This is a genomic window from Paenibacillus hemerocallicola, assembly GCF_006265175.1.
Classification (GTDB): Bacteria; Bacillota; Bacilli; order Paenibacillales; family NBRC-103111; genus Paenibacillus_AB; species Paenibacillus_AB hemerocallicola.
The window spans coordinates 96,883-117,530 of record NZ_VDCQ01000013.1 but is presented as its reverse complement, the minus strand read 5'-3'; the positions used below and the strand labels follow the sequence as shown (position 1 = coordinate 117,530).

16 protein-coding genes are annotated in these 20,648 nt (G+C 51.6%); 2 read left to right on the top strand and 14 right to left on the bottom strand.

Annotated elements, in window-relative coordinates; translation table 11 throughout:
• Window positions 1–7: 7 nt before the first annotated feature.
• The 5 genes from FE784_RS11960 to FE784_RS11940 all read right to left on the bottom strand — a co-directional run bounded on the left by FE784_RS11960 (window position 8) and on the right by FE784_RS11940 (window position 9,403).
• Window positions 8–1,771, bottom strand: a complete 1,764-nt coding sequence (locus tag FE784_RS11960) for a glycoside hydrolase family 2 protein (RefSeq protein ID WP_139602433.1) — start codon at window positions 1,769–1,771, stop codon at window positions 8–10.
• Between the two features lie 281 nt (window positions 1,772–2,052).
• On the bottom strand, window positions 2,053–4,068 hold the full coding sequence (locus tag FE784_RS11955) for an alpha-L-arabinofuranosidase C-terminal domain-containing protein (RefSeq protein WP_139602432.1): 2,016 nt from the start codon (window positions 4,066–4,068) through the stop codon (window positions 2,053–2,055).
• A gap of 166 nt (window positions 4,069–4,234) precedes the next feature.
• The gene (locus FE784_RS11950) at window positions 4,235–6,688 is read right to left on the bottom strand and encodes a family 43 glycosylhydrolase (protein ID WP_176706135.1); all 2,454 of its coding nucleotides are present in this window, start codon (window positions 6,686–6,688) and stop codon (window positions 4,235–4,237) included.
• 181 nt (window positions 6,689–6,869) lie between these two features.
• Window positions 6,870–8,192, bottom strand: coding sequence for an ABC transporter substrate-binding protein (locus FE784_RS11945; RefSeq protein ID WP_176706134.1), 1,323 nt, complete (start codon window positions 8,190–8,192; stop codon window positions 6,870–6,872).
• Window positions 8,193–8,323: 131 nt separating this feature from the next.
• Window positions 8,324–9,403 carry a GntR family transcriptional regulator gene (locus FE784_RS11940; protein ID WP_342779096.1) on the bottom strand — a complete coding sequence of 360 codons (1,080 nt, stop codon included), beginning with the start codon at window positions 9,401–9,403 and terminating at the stop codon, window positions 8,324–8,326.
• Between the two features lie 141 nt (window positions 9,404–9,544).
• On the opposite strand from FE784_RS11940, the gene FE784_RS11935 reads away from it, so the two are divergent.
• Complete coding sequence (locus FE784_RS11935) at window positions 9,545–10,945, top strand: carboxylesterase/lipase family protein (protein WP_176706133.1); 1,401 nt, start codon at window positions 9,545–9,547, stop codon at window positions 10,943–10,945.
• 239 nt (window positions 10,946–11,184) lie between these two features.
• Here the strand turns inward: FE784_RS11935 and FE784_RS11930 are convergent, their stop codons facing one another.
• The 7 genes from FE784_RS11930 to mdcA all read right to left on the bottom strand — a co-directional run bounded on the left by FE784_RS11930 (window position 11,185) and on the right by mdcA (window position 18,335).
• Window positions 11,185–12,024, bottom strand: a complete 840-nt coding sequence (locus FE784_RS11930; RefSeq protein ID WP_139602427.1) for a GDSL-type esterase/lipase family protein — start codon at window positions 12,022–12,024, stop codon at window positions 11,185–11,187.
• A gap of 88 nt (window positions 12,025–12,112) precedes the next feature.
• Window positions 12,113–13,036, bottom strand: a complete 924-nt coding sequence (locus FE784_RS11925) for an ACP S-malonyltransferase (RefSeq protein WP_139602426.1) — start codon at window positions 13,034–13,036, stop codon at window positions 12,113–12,115.
• Between the two features lie 15 nt (window positions 13,037–13,051).
• Window positions 13,052–13,684 carry a malonate decarboxylase holo-ACP synthase gene (locus tag FE784_RS11920; protein WP_139602425.1) on the bottom strand — a complete coding sequence of 211 codons (633 nt, stop codon included), beginning with the start codon at window positions 13,682–13,684 and terminating at the stop codon, window positions 13,052–13,054.
• On the bottom strand, window positions 13,675–15,381 hold the full coding sequence (gene mdcD / locus FE784_RS11915) for a biotin-independent malonate decarboxylase subunit beta (RefSeq protein ID WP_176706132.1): 1,707 nt from the start codon (window positions 15,379–15,381) through the stop codon (window positions 13,675–13,677). The genes FE784_RS11920 and mdcD overlap by 10 nt, the downstream gene beginning before the upstream one ends.
• The gene (locus tag FE784_RS11910) at window positions 15,378–15,671 is read right to left on the bottom strand and encodes a malonate decarboxylase subunit delta (RefSeq protein ID WP_139602424.1); all 294 of its coding nucleotides are present in this window, start codon (window positions 15,669–15,671) and stop codon (window positions 15,378–15,380) included. Before FE784_RS11910 ends, mdcD begins: the two co-directional genes overlap by 4 nt.
• A gap of 22 nt (window positions 15,672–15,693) precedes the next feature.
• Entirely contained in the window at window positions 15,694–16,731 is a 1,038-nt protein-coding gene (locus FE784_RS11905; protein ID WP_139602423.1) for a triphosphoribosyl-dephospho-CoA synthase, read from the bottom strand.
• Window positions 16,683–18,335 carry a malonate decarboxylase subunit alpha gene (gene mdcA, locus FE784_RS11900; protein ID WP_139602422.1) on the bottom strand — a complete coding sequence of 551 codons (1,653 nt, stop codon included), beginning with the start codon at window positions 18,333–18,335 and terminating at the stop codon, window positions 16,683–16,685. Before mdcA ends, FE784_RS11905 begins: the two co-directional genes overlap by 49 nt.
• 117 nt (window positions 18,336–18,452) lie before the next feature.
• Between mdcA and FE784_RS11895 the strand changes: the two genes are divergently transcribed.
• Entirely contained in the window at window positions 18,453–19,337 is an 885-nt protein-coding gene (locus tag FE784_RS11895; RefSeq protein ID WP_139602421.1) for a LysR family transcriptional regulator, read from the top strand.
• Between the two features lie 285 nt (window positions 19,338–19,622).
• On the opposite strand, the gene FE784_RS11890 is transcribed toward FE784_RS11895, so the two are convergent.
• Together FE784_RS11890 and FE784_RS11885 are read right to left on the bottom strand one after the other, a co-directional pair.
• Window positions 19,623–20,270, bottom strand: a complete 648-nt coding sequence (locus tag FE784_RS11890) for a hypothetical protein (RefSeq protein ID WP_139602420.1) — start codon at window positions 20,268–20,270, stop codon at window positions 19,623–19,625.
• On the bottom strand, window positions 20,161–20,466 hold the full coding sequence (locus FE784_RS11885) for a hypothetical protein (protein ID WP_139602419.1): 306 nt from the start codon (window positions 20,464–20,466) through the stop codon (window positions 20,161–20,163). Before FE784_RS11885 ends, FE784_RS11890 begins: the two co-directional genes overlap by 110 nt.
• Window positions 20,467–20,648: the final 182 nt, after the last annotated feature.

Below are 20,648 nucleotides of genomic sequence, written 5' to 3'. Positions count from 1 at the left end.
AGACCTTTTATCCAAGATTAACCTCCTGAATTTTCGAGATCGGAACCTTCGGTTTTCGCTCTTCGGTCAACAGACCGTTCACCTCTTGCTGAACGTCCGTCAGCTGTGTGTAGCAATACCCTACGATGTACTCGGTCTGCTTGATCGCTTCATGGATACCGCGAAACCGTTCCAGGAAATCTTGCTCCGAGGCGACTTGCTTCCCATAGCCCCAACCTTTTTCGGACTCGAAGGCGACGCCGCCGAACTCGCTCACGATGATCGGCTGTCCTTTGTAGCTGTAGCCGTCGGCGAACGCATATTTCCGCTTGTTGAACGCCTTCTCGTTGTTTACGATTTCGTCCTTGCTGGCCAAGTGCTTGAGAAGCACATCCTTCGTCTCCGCATAATCGTGCAGCGTCAAAATATCGGACACTGTATGCTCCCAGCCGTCGTTCGTCACGACCGGACGATTCGGATCGAACGCCTTCGTCAAATGATAGATCGATTCGGTCCATTGCTGCTGCCGGCCATCCTTGAAAATGTTCATAAGGCCCCACGATTCGTTGAACGGCACCCACGTAATGATGGAAGGATGATTATACTGCTGCCGGACAATGTCCATCCATTCCGCTGTGAATTGTTGGATCGCCTGATCGTTGAACTCGAAGGTAGCCGCCATTTCGGACCATACGAGCACGCCTTTTACATCGCACCAATACAGAAATCGCGCGTCCTCAATCTTCATGTGTTTCCGTACGCCGTTATAACCCATTTGCATCAGAAGGTCGATATCCGCGATCAGCGCTTCCTCCGAAGGAGGGGTCAAATGGCTGTCCGGCCAATAGCCTTGATCCAGGATCAAACGCTGGTAGATCGGCATATTGTTAAGCAGCACTTGGCCTTTCTCGATCGAAATCTTTCTCATGCCGAAGTAGGAATACACCTGATCGATCAATACATCGTCACGGTACAGCCTAAACTCCACATCGTATAGGTTCGGGTGTCCGGGCGCCCAGTAGCGGCGCTTCCACGGTCCGTTCATTTCGTGAACGAGATCGACTTCCAACCGCAGCCAAGGGCGGTCGATCTTCAGACTCGTCTGCTTGACCTGACGGCCCTTCATCGTAATGATCGTCTCCAGACGAAGGTTGCTGTCCGCGTTAACCTCGCCTTTAACCTGGTATTCAAAGCGAACTGTCGCGGCATCGAGGTCCGGCGTTATTTTCACTGCGTCAACATAGTCCCGCTCGACATATTCGAGCCACACGGACTGCCAAATCCCTGTCGTCTGCACATAGAAGCATTCGAAGTTGTCGTCTACCCAGCGCTGCTTGCCGCGCGGCTGCGTAGCGTCTTTACTGTCGATCACTTTAACTGTAAGCTCGTTCGCGGATTCGAACCGTACGTAAGGCGCAATATCGAACGAAAAAGCCGAATAGCCGCCCTGATGGCTTCCGACATATTCGCCGTTGATCCATACCTTCGCGATATAGTCGACCGCTTGAAAATGCAGAAAAACACGCTTGCCCCGGGCTTCCGCGGGAATGTCCAGCTTTCGGTTATACCAAACGCATGGATGGTGAGCTTCCTCGCCGATCCCGCTTTTCTTCGTTTCATAAGTAAAGGGAACGACAATGGTGTGGTCTCCTTTAAAGCTTTGCTGCCACCCCGCGGCTTCTCCGACGTTGGCATCGTCGAAAGCGAAGCCCCACTCTCCGTTCAAATCAATCCAGTGGTCTCTCACAAACTGCGGTCTCGGGTAGTTTTTTATATATTTCATGGTTGCCATACGGTTCCACACTCCTATTTCATGCTGTATTTTTATTGCTAAAGAAAGTTTAAATTGGGTAAAGCGTTAAAGCGAAACGAAGTGCGACTTTCTTTACCAAGAAAAGCTACCACTTACGCCGGGTTATTCATCGTGGAAAGGCTTCGTTTAGAAGCTTTTCTTATTTGGCTGTAGCAGTAAAGGGCGAAATCGTCCAAGCCGCCGATGTGCCTCGCAATCCTACGCGGCCAAGCAGAAAAGCAGTAGTGTCCGTCCAGCGTACGAGGGGCATCTTGTCCTCGTCAGCGGGTGATTTCTAATGCGTAAATGGACGATGCCTGCAGATGACAGGTCACATGACTGTCCGAAAACGAAACCATGCGGGTTTCGCACCCGACGTTATTCGGATGATTTGTGCTATTGATGCACTCAAAATGGTCCGCCGTAATTTCCTGCAAACGAGCGGTCCCCGACACGGCGAAGCCGCCCAGGTGGATCTCGATTTCTGTTGCTTCAAGGCTCCGGTTAACGATAAACAGTGTCAATGTATTCCCATCGGCGTTCAGACAAGCGACGACGTCCAGATTAGGCAGGTCATTCAACTGCGGCGCATTGGGCATCGGGCTGTTGACTGAGAAGCTGCCGCACTCCGTATGACTTTCCACCACATAACTCAAGTCTTTGTTCGCGTACAGCTTCATGACGTGATAGGAAGGCGTGCCGTAAACCGTTAAGGAGCTGCCGCTCCCGCCCGGGACTTTGCCGCGAAACTGATCCGCAAGGAAATCCCCTACCCGTATACACCCGCCGAGCCAGCCGTTGACAAGATCGGAGAAGCTGCCGATTTCTAGCAAATCGCAATTCCGAATAAATTCGTTTAAATTTGCTGCGTTCGCGACGGCTGCTTCCAGGGTATGCTCGTTAGGGAGCCCCTTACGGATCGTATTAGGGAAGTACATCGTGTTGTACTCCGTAACGGCCAGCTTCAGGTGGGCGTAACGCTCGGATGAGCCGAACAGCTCTCTGAGCTGACCGATCGATTTTCTCGTCCATTCCGGGTAGGAGACGATCGCCTTGAAGCGCTCTTCTTTAGGCGTCTGACGGTTCATGCCGAAGCGGGCATAGCCGTGATACAGGTGCAAGGTTACGTAATCGATATGTTCGGCGGCTCGCTCCAGCAACGCTTCGTTCCATTCCATACGGGTGTCCCCGCATGCGAGCAGCACAATACCGGGATCGGTACGCTTCATCGATTGGGCAAATCGCGCACAGCGTTCCGCGAATTGCTCGGCGCTGCAATGGCCGACCTGCCAAGGCCCCCAAACCTCGTTGCCAATCTCCCAGTACTTTACATTATAGGGCTCGACATGCCCGTTCGCGGCCCTCAGTCTGCCCATCGGCGTATTCGCATCGCCGTTGCAATATTCCACCCACTCGGCGGCCTCCTCCGGCGTTCCCGAGCCGTCGTTGACACAAATCAGCGGCTCCACCTGCAGCTCGCGGCAAAATCGAATATATTCGTCCGTGCCGAAATATTTGCTCGTCCATCCGCCCCATGCTTCATTGATGATGCAGGGCCGCTCCAGAACGGGCCCGATTGCTTGCCGCCAATGGTAGGCGCTGATATAATTTCCCGCCAGCCGCATCATGCCGGCGTTTAAGTCTTTTGTCATATCCATTACTTCTTTGCGCACATTCCCCGCGCTATCCGAGGGCAGCAATGAAATGTGGTCAAGCCAAAGCATCCCCGTAGATACATGATCCAGCCAGCGCTCATGCTCGGAAGGCACGTATATTCGGAACTCCGCCTCCTCGCAATCCCGTTGTACGACAAGACTAGACTCGTATTGTTTCCAGTTATGACTGACCAGGTCGATTCTAGTGAAACCGAGCACCTCTTTGCTCATGCGATCGACAATTTCAGCAATGACATACTTGATCTCAATCGAAGCTCTAGCGTATACCTGCAAATCATAGCCGATCCGATCCTGCTTTACGGCAATGGTTTGACTTATACCCGCATAGGCTTCGTCATCGCTTGCCATCCGTACCAGCTGGCTATGTCCGGAATGTCTCGCCGCCGCAGGCTCAAGGGCGTAGGTCGTGCTTTTCCCGTTCGTATAAGGCCGCCAGCTGCCGGAAAGCCCGCGATACGCATTGTCCATGCTTTCAAAATCCATATCCGCCAGAGGATAGGCTAACATCGCAGACATATGATCGCGAATATCTTCTACAAAATGTCCAAACAAATAAGGGTGTATTTTGCCTTTTCCGACTTGCTCCGTTTGTACTTGTACCTTCGCCTTGGATGATGCCATCGAAATCACGATCCTTTCTTTCCCAGAGGCAATCCCGCTCATTGCTTCACGTAAAATGAATTACATTTAACAATTATTGAACCAATAGTCATAAAATTGGGGCCTGCATGCAGCCCCAGCAAAAATCATTATTCGCTTCTCGGCTGATAGCTCGATTCGGGTAAGCTCACGGTTGTTCGGGCAAAGATTTAATAATGAACCTCTCGAAAAACGCAGTCGCATTCGCCATGGATCTGACGCCGACTTTTCCGGTAGTAAACGCATCGCTGTCCGTATACTGAAGGACGGGTTTCGGGCTGTTTTCGAGATAAACCCGAATCGTGCTTCCTTCCGCTTGAATCTTGACGCGGACCTTTTTATCCTTTTGAAAGCTGAAATTGGCTCGTTCAAGCACCGTAGCGTTATAGTTTAACTTCTTCAGAGCCACCGAGCCGGATGCAAATGAGATATAATATCCCATTAAGGCATCTGACACTTGGTCTTTATGCGTCGATTCGTTGGAAGCGCGGATTACAATACCGACATCATCCTGCAAGGAAGCTTTGGATACGATCAGATCTGCCTCGACTTCATAATCGCTCCAGGTTGTTTCTCCTGTAAATGCCATGCTGTTAACGCCGGGGGCGGATGTTAAACCTTGATTCGATATGGACCAATTGCCCGTATAAGTCCAATCGCTATATAACCCGTCGGCTCGATTCCCAACCTTGGTCAGTTCGACAGACCGATACGGCATCTCCATGCCCAACTTATACATGTTAAAATCCAACAATTTGATTTCACCGCTCTTCACCTTAAGCTTCAAGGTGTGCAAATCGGCATGAAGAGGAATGCTTCCGATTCCTTTCACTTTCACCCAGCCGTTACGCGGATCATCTTCGGTTGGAGGCACTACAATCGTGGCGATCCGCTTATCATCCGCATAAACTTCCAATTCCGCGGCTTTGTTCTGACCCCTAACTCTGAAATCGATCCCATAAGTCGCATCTTCTTGGACGTTGATGTTATATTGGAGCCAATCTCCTTTATGATTCAGATGAACCAGGTAGCTGTTGCCATCCGTTTTATCGATTCTAATGCCATCTTCAGGACGGAAAGGATTTTCAGCTTCCGGTTTCTGCTTCGCGGAGTAGCCGCGCCCGTTGCCTTTCAAATAATGGACCGCCTCGATGCTTCCCGGAACAGGCTTGTAGGCATCGAAATCGCTCGAACCATTTACCTCATCGCTGAATGCGGTATAGTCCGGCATTAAAACACAATCTTCGTAAACGTATCCGATACGGCCTGCCGCCAAGTCGTTCATTTCGGCATCCAATTTGTGCATGCCGTCAAAATAAACGGTTACCTTTTGACGATCCTTTTCAATCCGAATGGTATGCAGCTTAGTCAGGTCCATATCTTCAGGCAACGATGCGACGGCAATGGAACGACTTTCGTTATGGATTACGCTTGCAAGCTCCAGCTTCTTCTCAAGTACATGGACGGAAACCATGCCGTAATGGGATTCATTCTCATAAGAAAATAATACGCCAGTAAGCGGTTTCCCACCCTCAGTGGGCTTAGATTCCCAAGCCGCCTTAAAGTTGAACTCTGCCGTATAGCTTTCCAGCGTTCCCGTTTTGCTGACCATCATAGTCGATTTTCCTTGCGTCAGCTTGTCAAAATGCCGTTCAACCCCGTCCCGTTGGATCCACGTATAAAAGGATGCCCGGTTCGGCACAACTTGCGGAAAGTTGGTTGGCCCGAGAACGTCCATTTTATCCCCGTTAAACACGAGCTTGTCAATATTAAAATACCTGTCATGACCGATTCCCGGCGCTACGGGATTTTTGTTATTGTGGTACACGATGTAATACGAGTCCAGATCGGGACCCAATACGGTGGAGCTATGCCCTAAGCCGTGAAACCCGTTATCCGTGTTAATGATAATCGGATTATTGTAAGGCGTGACGAATTTGCCAAGCGGTCCATCCTTCGATACGGAATAATTGATCCGGTACCCTTTGCTCATCAGATGATTGCCGGTTTGCGTCATGAAATAAGTACCGTTTCTTTTGAGCAGGAATGGCCCTTCCGTCCAATGATTCATGCTTGTTCCTGGCAAAATGCGTTCTGTTCCGAACGTTAGCGGGGTAGTCATTTCCCGCCCGCGAATGCCGTTCCGACCCGAATAGTAAAAGTACCATTTGCCGTCATCATCGATAAAAATGGAACCGTCGATACTCATGCCAACATTAGTTGTCTCCACGGTGAAGGGACCTGTGGGACGATCGCTTTTCAAAACATAATGTCCGTTTCCTCCCGGTGAGGTAACCATATAGAAATAACCGTTCCAATAAGTAACCTCGGGGGCGTAAGCCATCTTCAAGCGATCGTCCTGCGCCACGATGCCTTCATAGTTCCAATGGATCAAATCCTCCGAGCTCCACGCCCTGATGTCGGATAAATTGAAATGCGTACTCGGATATAAATAGTAAATACCGTTATGTTTCATGACGAATGGGTCGCCGCCTGGATAATTTTTTCCATTGAGAGCGTCGTCCTCGTATCCCGCTTTCTTGTCCACGGTCAAACTCATCCAGTTTTTATAGGTTTCCCGGTCTTTCAATTTCTGTGTCATACCGGTTCCCTCCATATTGATGGTCCCCCTATCGTTTGTCTCTCGAAACAACACGGCATAAACAATAACGACAAGGACTGAAATCGATAAACCAATCCATACAAAGCGAGCTTTATTCATTCGAATATCCCCCTGCCACATGAGCATGATCCTGGAAGTAGGAACACTCGTACCGATCCGTTTATTGTTGTTTCAACTCGGCGATTTTTTTGTCTGCTTCTTCTTTGGCTTTCCGCAATGCCGAATTGATATCCGATTTCCCTTCGAATACGTCATTAAACGCCGCGTTAATCGCAGTCGAAACCGCACCATTATATTTGGATTGGAAAATCATGTTGGAGGCCTGACCCTTAAAAATACCTTTCAGGTTTTTGCCTTTGACAAAATCAAGATCTTGCGCGAACTGATCGACAATGCTCTGATTCGTAAGTACGGTTTCTTTCCCCTGCCGGGCAGCCTTCGCCTGAACTTCGTCCGATACGGTCACCTTCAACACTTCCATGACATCATCGAGATGTTTGGTTGTTTTGCTGACGACAAATTGATGGTAATCGACCTGATAATATTTATTAGGCGCTTCTGCAAAGTACGGTACTTGCACAACATCCCAGTTCAGGTCCTTCGCATCTTTTAAATATCCGAGCATGCCACCGGTCCAATACGGCGCCATGGCGAGTGTCTGATCCCTTACGAACAGCTGTACATTGCTTGCATTCAACTTGAGGGGGCGATTATCGACAATATCGTAAAGCGCTTTCCCTTTGGCGAAAACGGCATTCCATTTGTCCGAAATAAGCGCGGTTAATGTTTTCGAATCGATAAGTTCGAGGGACAGTGAAGAGGCAAACGTCGAAATTCCGCCATGGGTAGCAACCAACCCGCGATACTGCACGCCGTTTTCCTGCCGGGCCAGCTTTTTGCTCAGCTCAATCGCCTGATCCCAGGTCATGCCGTCCGTCGGGTAAGCGCTGCCAAATCGATCAAAAAGACTTTTGTTGTACCACATGGCGAACGATTGGCTCATATACGGAAGGGAATAAATTTCTCCTTTCGTGCCGAAGCTTTTGATCGCATTCATAACAACCGGATTAAACCGGGCAGTATCAATTTGATGTTTCTTCAACGGCTCTGTCAGATCAAGCGCAATATCGCTATCGAGCATGGTCTGAATATACGGAGTGGTATAAATGAAGTCGGGAATATCTCCGGCGGCTATCATTTCATTCAGCCCGTAGGTGGTTTGAAATTCGACCATCTCAAAAGAGATATGCGGATGCAGCTTCTTTACTGGCTCGGCGATGAGTTCCTGAAAAATCTCCTTTGTCATCCCTGGGTTCGCAAAAAGCACTTTCAGCGTGACCGGATCTTTTGGCTTATTGTCTTTTGCCGGGTCTGTTGCAGACGGCTGGCCCCCGCCGCCTGAACAACCTGCCGCGAGCGACAGCAACAAAGGATAAACCAACAGATGCTTCCTGGACCGTTTCATAACCGGGAACTGTTTCATATTCATGACCCTCCCATAAGTATTGGTTCGTCTGTTTCATCACAAATTATACAGTATGAAAATATATATTAATATACTTAATTTAGTATAAATACTTAATCTAGTATAAAAAATTAATCTGGTATAAATACTTATTCAGATGATGATTGTGTTCCCTTGATCAGGTTAACCGGCACGACTTCTCTTCTCGGTTCATAGACGCCCTGCATTTGTTCGATAAGAAGTTGAAGCGTTTGCCTGCACATCTCCTGTTCATTTTGTTGAATCCAGGAAACGTGATCCAGATCCGGGAAATCGAACGTGACCAGTTTAATGGGATCCGGAATGGTCCGCCCCAGCCGGTTTAGCGCCTTGTACGTAAGCTGCGCAAGCACGGTATTGACGGTAAACACTGCAGTAATATCGGGATTTTGTTGCAAAAATTCAAAGATTTGTTCGTAGGCTCCTTCTGAATAAAACGTTCTGAGAGGGATGACGCACCATAATCTTTTATGAATCGGGACTCCCCTCTGCTGAAACGCTTTTTCAAATCCTTGCGCTCGTTCATCCGTCGCGCTGTTCGTATTTTCCAAGGTTATATAGGCGATTGCTTGATGTCCTTCTTCCAACAATTCATCTACAGCGGTACAGGCGCCGTTAACATTATCAGAACTTACGCTGTACGTGCGAATTTCTTTCAAATATCGATCCAGCAGCACCAACGGCTTCTTCTCCAGTGATAACCGCAATATCGACTCGTTATAGCTTTCCTGCTCCACAGGGAAGATGATCATGCCTTGAACCCCTTTGCGCAAGAAGGCTTCGATTGCTTTCGTCTCTTCTTCCGCGGACTCCCTCGTAATTCTTAACATGAGGTCGTAGCCTGCCTCGTTCGAATAGTACTCGATCCAATTCACAAACTGTTGCCCCACCCTGTTGCCCAAGAGCGGCATGATGAGTCCTATGGTTCCTCTTCCCTGCGACTGCTCGGCGCTGCAGCCGGCGAGCAGATTGTGCTGATATGCTCCGCCCTTTATGAATGTGCCCTTTCCTTTGATGCGCACGACAAAGCCTTCCTCCATAAGACCGATCAAGGCGTTCTTGCTCGTAATCTGGCTTACCTTGTATTGATCGGCCAGTTCTTTCTCGGAAGGGATGCGGTCGCCATCGCGAAGTTTCCCTTCCGCATACATTTTCTTAATATCGTTTTGTATTTGTTTGTATAAAGGCATGCTAGGCACGGAACACACATCCTTAGTTATATACTATTGACGATACTTTTATATTATTTATAATAAATTAAGTATAACTTATCTGTGCCGATATGAAAAGTAATCGGATGGTCTAAACAACGTAGACGGGAGGCTTTTCGGTTGATTATTCATACCAACGCTGGCAAGGTACGAGGCGTACGGGAAGGCAACCTTTATATTTTTCGCGGAATTCCATACGCCGAGGCGCCAATCGCCGAACGCCGATTTTTGCCGCCGCTTCCCAAACTGCCTTGGGATGGAACATATGAGGCTAACCGGTTCGGTCCCAAGTCGTACCAGCCCGTTAAGGATCCAAACGTGATTCTCAAGGGACAATCCGAGGATTGCTTAAGTCTCAATATCTGGACGTCTGGCGTAGAGCAAGCGAACCGTCCCGTTCTGGTCAACATCCATGGAGGCGGATTTGTGAATGGAGCCGGCGCTGATTTTGCTGGCATAACTTTTGCCGAGCGGGATAACATCGTATGCGTGTCCCTTAACTACAGACTGGGGGCGCTCGGCTTTCTGTATTTGGGCGATTTGTTGGGCGATGCTTATCAGACCTCCGGAAACAACGGGATACTGGATATCATCGCTGCGCTAAAGTGGGTTAAAGAAAATATAGCAAACTTCGGAGGCGATCCCGACCGAATCACCGTTTCGGGCGCGTCGGCCGGAGCCAAATGCGCAAGCACACTCTTGACTGTACCTGCTGCGCAACGATTATTTCACCAGCTCATAGCCAGAAGCGGCGCAACGCAAGCAATCCGCGATACACAAACTGCGACCCGAGTTTCTCTTGGGCTTCTGGATAAGCTGGGCATTCCGCATAAGGAAGCGCACCGGTTGCTGACACTTCCTGCACAAACGATTATGGAGGCTCAAGATAACAGGCTTCATACTTTTGGTCCTGTACGCGACGGGATCACGATCCCGCTGGAACCTGTTTCCGAGGTTCTCGGCAAGCTTACCTGCAAAGTACCGTTGCTTATAGGGACGAATAAAGATGAAGCCGTGTCATTCATCTCGGGCTCGCCAGGACTGGAAGCGCGGAACGAAGAGGAGTTGCAAGCCTTATTCGGAAACAACAGCGGACTCGTCCTGGATGCTTATCGCAAAGCGGCTTTCCTGAAGCCTGACGAAGAAGCATGGAAAGACACGCTGACGGACTGCTTCTATCGTATTGCGACAGTTCGTCTCGCAGAGATGGCGGCACAACAGGGGCAATCTGTCTGGCTTTACCGTTTCGAATATGCGGGTACACGGGGGGCGGTTCACGGGGCGGAAAGTCCATATGTCAACGATGATAACACAGCGGAAGGAATGGAGCTTGCAGGTCGGATGCATGCGGCATGGGCTGCTTTTATTCGTTCGGGTAAGCCTGAAGCGGAGGGGCTGCCCGAATGGCTTAAGTTCAACCTATCTGAACGTTCGATGATGATTCTGAATGAGGAGTGCAGGCTGGAACAAGAAGCCGACTTGAGCGGGAACCAGTTCCCCATGCAGGTTATACGGCTCTAAACTCGAACTGCCATCAACTCAAATACGGGGAATGAAGCAAGCGTTTCAGGAATAAAAGCAATCCCTCGCGCTAATACAGCACGAGGGATTTGTTACCTAGGGCGTGTTTGCAAACCGTCCATCCTTTGCCGATTGCGGGCGAAGCAGTCACAAAGAGCGCGCGTAGACGCTTCTTTCGCCGGCTTTCGCTCTCGGATTCGGCCCATTCACCGGTTTGCAAACACGCCGTAAACGCAAAGTCACAAGTGTTTTTTTAAATTTTCAAACACAACTTGATAGCCTTTCTCGACCATATGCAAGCCATCCTTAGAGTACTCTTGCTTTAAATTCCCTTCAGCATCCATTAGTCCTTGATTCACATTAATAAATTCAACCTTATGTTTTTTGGCCAATTGCTCAATCGCCCGATTAGCATCCTGAATCGCTTGATTGGTTCTTGTCTTGAACAGTTGTTCTTTCTGAGTTTGATCGATCCCTGGAAAATCAGCCTTGGCATTAACCGGATAATACGCCATAACAAACACCTTGCTTTTTGGCAATCTTTCTTTAACTCGCGTTAAAATTAAATCATAATTGGCAAGCAAGTCTTCTTGTCTGTATTGGGGCGAAGCGATATCATTTGTTCCAATATTTATAAATATTTTCGCTGGCTCCAGCTCAAACACGCATTCTTCCATCGTGGCCAATAAATCTGCTGTAACATAGTTGCTGATCCCACGATTGTATACGCGGTAATCTTTATCAAATTTCAGCATAAATTTCACAATCGGGAACTGCTCCATCAACGAAGAGCCGACAAATACCGTTTTCCCCTTTTCTGCACGCCTGTTCATTTCTTTATATTGTTGTACTTTCTCATTTTTCTTCTTTTGAACAGGTGAGATGGAATCATCGTTAAGATTAGACATTGCCGGTGTTACCGACTCCGGTTTTGTCGTCACCTGTATCGTCGCCCCCTGTTTCGTCGGTTCCGGATTTCCGGCAGATTGTTGCTTACCTTCCTGCGAAGTCATTCCACAAGCTGTAATCCCGAATACGAGCAGTGTCGCTAGAAAAGTTACCGCTATTTTATTTCGCAAGTATTAAAACCTCCCTCTGTCGCTTGGAAGCTTATTCCGCATGTCCGCCATGCGGGACGGCCGTTCTTCTGGAACAGTGACGGGCCGCCTAATTAGTGTGGAAGTACAAGCTTCTCACAGCTTCCAAACCCGAAACGTTTACAGAAACCGCCCTCGCAGAAGGAAAAGCGGCTTCCGCAATAGATGTCAGCACACGACCCGGCGACATTTCCACGAATAGACGAACCCCTCGCTCGTAGAACATGACCATAGCCTCGTACCACATGACAGGTCTGGACAAGCTGGCGTGAAGATCGGTGCGAATGGAGGCTGCGGCTCGAATAGCACGGGCGTTTACATTAGCTGCATACAACACCGTGGCATCCGACATCGCGACCCGTTCCAGCGCTTCCTTCAGCTTTGCTTCGATCGGCGCCATAAGCGCGCAGTGGGAAGGCACCCGGACAGGGAGACGCACCGCCTTGCTTGCTCCCGCTTTTCGAGCTCCGTCCAGCACCATCTCCAGGGCGGCTTCGTGCCCGGCCACCGTAAATTGCCGTGAAGCATTTTTGTTGGCGATATTGACCGGTCGGGTGACTGCGTGTACCTTCTGGACGATCGCGGACAGCCGCTCTTCGTCTAGTCCCACCACAACTCCCATGCCATATCCGTGTGGAAAAGCTTGCTCCATCCATTCGGCGCGCCGTTTCACAAGCAGCAGCGCATCGGCAAACTTCAACGTTTTCGCGACAACGGCGGCGGCAAAAGCGCCAACGGAATGGCCCGCAACCAATTTGGGCGTCATGCCGTCATGTTCCAGCGCTGTAGCCGTCGCCACACCAGCGATGAATGTTGCCAGTTGGACCGCAATCGTCGAGGACAACGCTTCAGCCGTTTCCAGCGAGTGTATATCCTGTTGCAATACATCGCTTGCTTCAGCCAATACGTCCTGAGCGACGCGATGGGTCGGCAAGGCGGAAAGCATCCCCGGCGACTGCGAGCCTTGACCCGGAAACAGAAATGCAACGCTCACGTTCTCCCACCATCCTTATTCCGACGACCAAGGATTTCGCACAAAAACAGGGCCGGCGCCTGTACGAAGCAGTACGGGGGCGAAAGGCTCCCTCTCGACATATTCCGCAAGCGCCACCGCCCCGAACGGGGTCTCGATCAACACATCGACGCGGATCGGCTGCTGCTTATGCAACTGATGCAGTCTGGCCGCCAGCAGGGGGTCAAGCGGGAGCGCGGCTCTGATGATCAAATCCAGGTCGCTTGTCGTGCTTATAGTCTGGACGCCGCTCGCCAGTTCAAAGCCGATGCTCCCTGCAGGTCCCCATTTCATCCGATACTGTTCATAGATCCCCGATAATTCATTTATGGCCCGGAACAAGCGGATTTGCTCTGAACGAACCGCCTGCTTCCAGACGATACGCTCTGCCAGTTGCTCCGGCGATACGCATTCGGCAATGTGCTCGGCGGAAACCCACGCGGCAAAACGCTCGCCGCGGGTAAATCCGCGCACGCCAACCGGAATCAGCGGGCCTGAACGTGCCGCACGGCGCACAACAACCCATGGCGCCCGCTCTACCGAAGCCCGCAGCCATTCCGGCGCTGCTTCCGCCAGGACAAGTTGATTGTGTTCCTTCAACCGGAGCAAATCGTGAACGTTTACTTCCATTGCCGCCGCATCCGTTCTCGAACGGCAATGGAGGCGCTTCGGCTTGAAGCGGCTTCTTCAGACGCCAGCCGATGGCTGAGGTCAGTAGCTGAGCCTCGAGCCGATTCCACAGCTTCAAACAGCCTGCTTCTCACGCACGCGATTTCTGCTGCAGAAGGAGCATCGGGGTTGATCCCTTCGATCAACTCGTGCAAGGCGCCCAACTTCGCAAACGAACGAATGTCGTGCGCAGCGGCGGCCATGTGTCGCGCATTATGCTCCAGCTCCTCTACGCTGCACCTGGTTACCCGCGCTGCGGAAGCTTTCGACATGACTTGTACAGCGACATCCGGATCATCCAACGCCAGCATGCGGTTCGCTTGCAGCCCGTGGGCAAGAAAAGCGCCGGAGATTGCATTCCCGACCAGCAACGCGACGACCGGATGTCCCGCGAGCCGGGCTGTTGCGTAAGCATCCACAGCTGCCGCGCATGCCTGGAAAAGGCCCAGCATTTCCTCCCTATACCCATAAGCTTGACTGGGCACATCGACGATAGCGACAATCGCCCGCCTGCTCCCGTCTCGGTCTGCTTCAACCGCTTCGTTCACATAACGCGCGAGTGTCCAGCCTTCGTTCAAGCCCACTTCTCCTCGGGTCGCGCGCGGGAATCGGTTATCCGGATCGGGAACGACTGCCAAAAAACGAATGACCTGCCCTTCGTAATGAACATCTGCGCATAATACGGAAGGGAATTCGCCAGTTTGGCGAGGCGCTTCCCCTTTGAGCGCATCAAACCAAATGCGCCCCCGGCTTGTCACGGCGGGTTTCGCCGGCGCCTGCCCATCTTCCAGCTGCACAGGCGTTGCGCCATTCAGGACCTCGCTATCGATATCGCGGGACCATAAACGGCGCAGCTCCTTCGCGTTTATTCGCTCCTGCGGGTCGATCGCGCCGAGCCGGGCCAGAAACCGGGCAACTTGCGAGCTTCTGTGCTTGGCGGGCAATCCCTGGCGAAGCGATGCTATGACGGCATGCCGGATACGCTCCGCCTCGTCCTCTTCAAGCACATCCGAAAGTCCCGTCTCTACGCGCTGTTCCCCGCCCGTAATGGACCACACCATAGGGCGATTGCGCGAATCGAATTCCAGAATGCCGGCCTCCTGCTCGATCACTTCCGGTCCGTTCAGACCAAGACGCGCCTGGCGAGTCATAATGATTTTGCTGCATAACCCAGCCGTAATCGACATGCCGCCAAAGCAGCCGATCATCCCTGCAATGACGCATACGACCGGAACATATTGACGTAAAGCGACAATGGCTGCCTGTATTTCGGCGATGGCAAGCAATCCGTAGTTGCCCTCCTGCAGCCTGACGCCGCCAGTTTCGAGCACAAGCACAGCCCGAGTCGCAAAACCTTCTCGGTTATCGCTGAGCGCCTGCTCCAACGCACCGGCTATTTTGGCGCCTGATACTTCCCCGATTCCTCCGCCCTGGAATTTCCCTTCTATTGCGATAACGACTGCCGACAGTCCGTCGATCGTGCCGCGTGCAATAACTACGCCATCATCGCTTTGGGGTACGATACCAAGACGCGCAAGATGCGGCGACTCCATTCGTTCGAAGGGATCCAGCAACTCGCGAAATGTACCCGGATCCAAAATCGCCGAAGCTCGCTCTCTGGCCCTTCCTTCGATAAAACTGCTGCGAATGCCGATCATGTCTGCGCCACCTCCACAGCTTGCGCCAGACGCAAGGAAACGACACCCGGCGTTGCTCCAAAATCGTTAATATGAACCGCAACAGCATAATCGTGCGTAGAGAAGAAACGATCGAACAAAGCTTTCCAGCGTTCGGAAAATCCTTCGGCACTCGTGCGGATTGAAACTCGCGCACACTCGTCCGGAGACGGCTCCAGCAATATTTCCAGGTCGCCGGAGCCCGCCACGCCGACATGCGACCGTTTCGCAATTTTCCCGCAAGCCGCATATTCGAAATATAACGACTCCATGAAACACCCCTCCTGTCATTCATTACCGAACTGTCTCGTGCTCAGCCGACTTCCACCGGTTAATCCGGTCCAAAAACAATACGGCAGCCAGCAGATCGGCGCTCCCGCCTGGCGAAGCATGCTGAGCCACAAGGTCCCGATCCAGCTGCTCCAACGCTTGCCAGCCTTCCTTCACCGAAGTTCCGCCTAACGACAAAACATTGCGGGCGCCCTGCCTTGCGGTATGCAAGGCATCCATACCGCCGCGATACAGCAGGCAAGTATCTTCGAGATGGGACATCATATGCATCAGAGAATCCAATCGGGCGCACGTCTCAGACATGCCGCTGCTGCGTGCGTCAAGCAGCGCGGGAAGCCCCAGCCTGAGCACATGAGGAAACCCTTGTTGCGCCTCTCTACGCGCGCCGGCTGCGCCGAACTGCCGCTGCATCTGCCGCCCGTGCGTGTTCGAAGCCGGCGCGAACCGATCGGGAAAACAGGCAATTACACCGGCTATACGGGCGATGCCTGCAGGACAGCGAACTCGTTCAACATGTCTGAACATCGGGTAATCAGTTGGAATCTCCGCTCCACCTGTTTGAAAACCCGCCAGTAGAGGCGGGGGGCTGAACCCGATTAAAAAATCGGGATCGCCACACTCAGTAATAGCCATAGCCGCAGCTGCGGTCAGCAATCCGAGCGCCCAGATCGCTCCGCGATGCGTGTTCACGCCGCCGGTTGCCTCCAGCATGATCCGCTCTCCGTTACGGCCTATTGCCGCAAGACGCTCCCGAAGCTGTATCGAGGGCTTGCTTCCGTAAGCAGCTTCCGCCATCTCCGCAAAAGTCGGCTGCAACGCGAAGGCAGAACGCCGCATCAGATCAACATTCAAATCGTCATGCGCCCCGTTTGATTGCAAATCAACCAATCCCGGCTTCGGAGTAAGCTCCGCCTCGTCGATTAAGGCGCTTGTAGCATAAGCGGACAGCTGTTCCACGCATGCCCGGGCATTCATCAATTTGAGCATCAGCCTCACCAGCTTCTGAACTTTGCGGGCGGTTTGTATAATCCCCCCGACCATTCGATTAAATCTTCAATGCTTGCGGCTGCCAAGAGCGATCGCTTGGCAGCCGAACGACGAACGCCCAAATCCTCGGGGAAAGCAATTAACCCCTCTTGTCTCAATCTGTCGTTGACGGAAAGGTCGTGCCCGCAGCCAAGCGGCGTCACGCCGGCAATCGCAGCAAGAGCCGCTCTCTTCTCCTCCGGATTGCGCGCTTTATACAAGTAAGCGACCCCTTCTTCTGTCACAACGTGGGTGACATCATCCCCATAAATCATCACAGGCGCAGTCGCCAAACCTGCCCGCTCGCCAACCTTGACGGCATCCAGCGTATCCACGAAAGTCGGCTTGTCGCGCCCTTGGAACGTTTCCACCATTTGGACGACCAGCTTCTTGCCTTGAACAAGCGGATCGTTACCGACTTTCATGTTCAACCACGCCGGCGTTGCATGGCGTCGTCCCCGCGGATCGTGCCCCATATTGGGAGCCCCTCCGAAGCCTGCTAGTCGGCCTGCTGTTACTGTGGAGGAGTTTGCCTGCGCATCCATTTGCAGCGTCGATCCGATAAACATATCTACTCCATACTGGCCAGCCATTTGGCACAACGTACGATTGGAACGCAGACTGCCGTCTTTTCCGGTGAAAAACACATCAGGCCTGGCAGCCGTATAAAGCTCCATGCCGACCTCGCCGCCGAAGGAATGGACGCTCTCCACCCAGCCGGATTCTATAGCAGGAATTAAAGTCGGATGCGGATTTAATGCCCAGTGCTTGGCAATTTTCCCTTTCAGCCCGAGCTGTTCTCCGTAAGTCGGCAGCAGCAGTTCAACCGCAGCCGTATTAAATCCGATTCCGTGATTGAGAGATTGAACATGATGGCGTTCATATACGCCCCGAATCGCAATCATGCCCATCAAAATCTGAATATCGGTTATATGTCTCGGATCGCGTGTAAACAACGGCTCCAGTTGGTAAGTCTCGGCAGTTTCAACGATCACGTCGATCCAGGAAGCCGGAATGTCAATACGCGGAAGCTCATCCACAATCTCATTGACCTGAACGATGACAATACCGTCATGAAATGCAGCGGCTTCAACGAGTGTTGGCGTTTCCTCCGTATTGGCGCCGGTATACAAGTTACCCTCCCGATCGGCCTTATCCGCCGCAACAAGCGCGATCCGGGGAATTAAATCGACAACCAAACGCGCGTACAACTCCAGATAAGTATGAATGGAGCCGATCTCCACCTTGCCATCCTCGACCATTTGAGCCATGCGCAAGCTTTGCGGACCGGCAAAGGAGAAATCCAGCCTGCGAGCGATCCCTTTCTCAAAAATGTCAAGATGCTCCGGTCTGGAAATACTTGAAATGAGCATATGCAGCCCATGCACTTTTTCCGGATCTAAATTGGAAAGCGCATCGGACAAAAAAGATGCGTGCTTCTGATTATTTCCTTCCAGTACGACGCGATCGCCTGGCATAAGCAGCAGCTCCAGCACCTTCACGATCGATTCGGCGTCCACCAGCTTCCCCTTCATATAGCACTGAGCCGCCTGCATCCTTCGGCTTTTCTCGTCGCGTCGGGTTGTCCAGGAACGTTTCATACGTAATGACGTTTGCATAGATTGTACCCTCCCGGGCGATATGTGATAAAACGAGTGTATCATGTCACTTTAAAATATAATAATATATAAATAGTCATGTTATTGATATATCTCAATATATTAAAGGAGACTGTTATGGAGCTGCTGCAATTAAAATATTTCATTACCGTAGCTCGTCATGAACATATGACGCGAGCCGCGGAACAACTGCGCATTTCTCAGCCTGCCTTAAGCCGCACGATCGCCTCACTAGAGCAAAGCGTCGGTGTACAACTTTTCGAGCGAACAAGCAAATATATTAAACTCAACGCGCATGGAAGGTCGTTTCTGAAAAATGTGGAGCAAGCCTTGACTATTCTTGATAACGCTGAGCGGGAATTACGCGATTTGGAAGGAGAACCGGCGGAGCCGATCTCGCTGACGTTTACAGTCGCCTCCTATGTGATTCCTGCGCTATTGTCCGCTTTTCGGAAGAAGCATCCTCGTATCACCTTTCGGCTGCAGCAAAACGTTCCCAGCTACGGACAACCGGATTTTGATCTGCTTATTACTTCGTTGCCTTATCAATCTTCTTCAGAAACGGCAACCGTGCCGCTGCTGACCGAGGACATTTTTTTGGCAATCCCGTGCGACCATCCGCTCGCGAAGCGAACGAGCATCCGACTGGAGGAGGCGGCTGGCGAAGAGTTTATTTCATTGCGAAGGGGATCCAACTTGCGGGAGTTGACGGAGCATTTGTGCAGGCTGACAGGCTTTGCTCCGAACATTGTGTTCGAGAGCGACAATCCGTCCATCGTCCGTGGGCTTATAGGAGAGGGTCAAGGCGTCGCTTTATTCCCCGCCGTTACATGGGGCGGCTCAATCGGCAGCTCGTCCGTACTGCTGCCTATTGAAGAGCCTGTGTGCAAGCGGACAATCGGCATGGTTTGGAATACCAACCGTTATGTGTCACGATCCACCGAGTTGTTTAAGGAGTTCGCAGTCCGATATTTTAATAATTTCACATCTGAACTTCGTTAAATCTCGCCCAAGCAGAGCATGTCACGTGTGCCGGTGCATGGACAACGGACCTATGGAAGCCTTCTGGGGAACCTTGAAACATCCACTTCTACAATAACGAACGGTTACAGGCAAAATGAAACGGCCTAAGTCCTATGGAATACAGGATTAAGACCGCCTAAATATTTTTACTTATTGGAAAATCACGAAATGACTTTGGGGACAGCTTTTTATCGGTTCACTTTGGCAAGATCGGCAATCGGCAGGACAGATAGAGTCCGGCGTACGCATTCGGGTCGTATATAGCTACTCCATGCTCGGAATCGAGGTTGCGACCCATTCTCCATCTTCGTCATGCGTCGGCGTCCCCTGCTTGATTCGCAGTATGCCGCTCTGATCGACCCAAAAATGGTACTGTCCAAGCACAAGATGGGAACGGTTCCATTCCGAGCCCAGACTCTGCAAATGTCCGGTTTGCACAGGCTCTCTTGCATGATACACTTTGACTCGGCCGATCGTTGCATATTCCGCCACTCCGACAACGTAGCCCTCTGTAATAAAGCGGATCGAGATCGAGGAGGTGCCGCTGTTGTATCTCGGCGTCCACAAATCGGAGCCGCTTGGCACCCGCAACCTGCGCCGAAAGTCGATCAAACCAGAACCGTCAACAATTTGAACGGTCAGTTCTTCAAGCGGAAGCGCTGCCGACCGCCGCAATGAAAACTCAACCCAGACCGGTTCGCCAATCCGCATCGCAGGCATCGAGAGGCCGCCCGCCAGTCGCGCACCGCCGGAGTTGGCTTGCAGCCTCACCTCGCAGGCTTCGCCGATCTCCCCAATATCGTTATCGAGCGAAAGTTTGGATGCGGACCCTGCGGCGGCAAACGATGCCGTCGAGTCCGGTACCAGCAGCGAGGTATAGCCTCCCCAATCTCCGCCCCCCCTGATATGCAATGGGCTGCCCTTGCTCCTGGCCGAAACCGAGCGGATCTTCGGTAAAAAACACGCCGGGCACATTGGACAACGGATTCGGCAGCGCTCCAGTCTGACCGGGAATAAACCGCTCATAGCTGAACAGATGAGTGCGCGTATTCGTGTTAAAGCCGGACTGCCTCAAGTCGGCCAGCAAGGATGAATCATACTCGATCATATGGGCTGGCGCTCCGTCATACTGGTCTTGAAACGTGAAAAGAGCCTCGATTCTTTCGCGACGCGGTTCCTCCGGAACAATTCCCGGCGTGAGAGGTCCTTCTTGAAAGTTCTATACCATTCGGCCCGGAAACCCCGCCCACATCATACAGAACATCAGTCTTCGGTGTGATCATACTGCCG

Bases quoted from the DNA above. Each gene is read 5' to 3' on its own strand.
- mdcA (WP_139602422.1), bottom strand. From the start codon at position 18,335: ATGCAAACGTCATTACGTATGAAACGTTCCTGGACAACCCGACGCGAC.
- FE784_RS11905 (WP_139602423.1), bottom strand. From the start codon at position 16,731: ATGGTCGGGGGGATTATACAAACCGCCCGCAAAGTTCAGAAGCTGGTG.
- FE784_RS11950 (WP_176706135.1), bottom strand. From the start codon at position 6,688: ATGACACAGAAATTGAAAGACCGGGAAACCTATAAAAACTGGATGAGT.
- FE784_RS11910 (WP_139602424.1), bottom strand. From the start codon at position 15,671: ATGGAGTCGTTATATTTCGAATATGCGGCTTGCGGGAAAATTGCGAAA.
- FE784_RS11895 (WP_139602421.1), top strand. From the start codon at position 18,453: ATGGAGCTGCTGCAATTAAAATATTTCATTACCGTAGCTCGTCATGAA.
- FE784_RS11955 (WP_139602432.1), bottom strand. From the start codon at position 4,068: ATGGCATCATCCAAGGCGAAGGTACAAGTACAAACGGAGCAAGTCGGA.
- FE784_RS11960 (WP_139602433.1), bottom strand. From the start codon at position 1,771: ATGGCAACCATGAAATATATAAAAAACTACCCGAGACCGCAGTTTGTG.
- FE784_RS11885 (WP_139602419.1), bottom strand. From the start codon at position 20,466: ATGATCGAGTATGATTCATCCTTGCTGGCCGACTTGAGGCAGTCCGGC.
- FE784_RS11945 (WP_176706134.1), bottom strand. From the start codon at position 8,192: ATGAAACAGTTCCCGGTTATGAAACGGTCCAGGAAGCATCTGTTGGTT.
- FE784_RS11940 (WP_342779096.1), bottom strand. From the start codon at position 9,403: ATGCCTTTATACAAACAAATACAAAACGATATTAAGAAAATGTATGCG.
- mdcD (WP_176706132.1), bottom strand. From the start codon at position 15,381: ATGATCGGCATTCGCAGCAGTTTTATCGAAGGAAGGGCCAGAGAGCGA.
- FE784_RS11920 (WP_139602425.1), bottom strand. From the start codon at position 13,684: ATGGAAGTAAACGTTCACGATTTGCTCCGGTTGAAGGAACACAATCAA.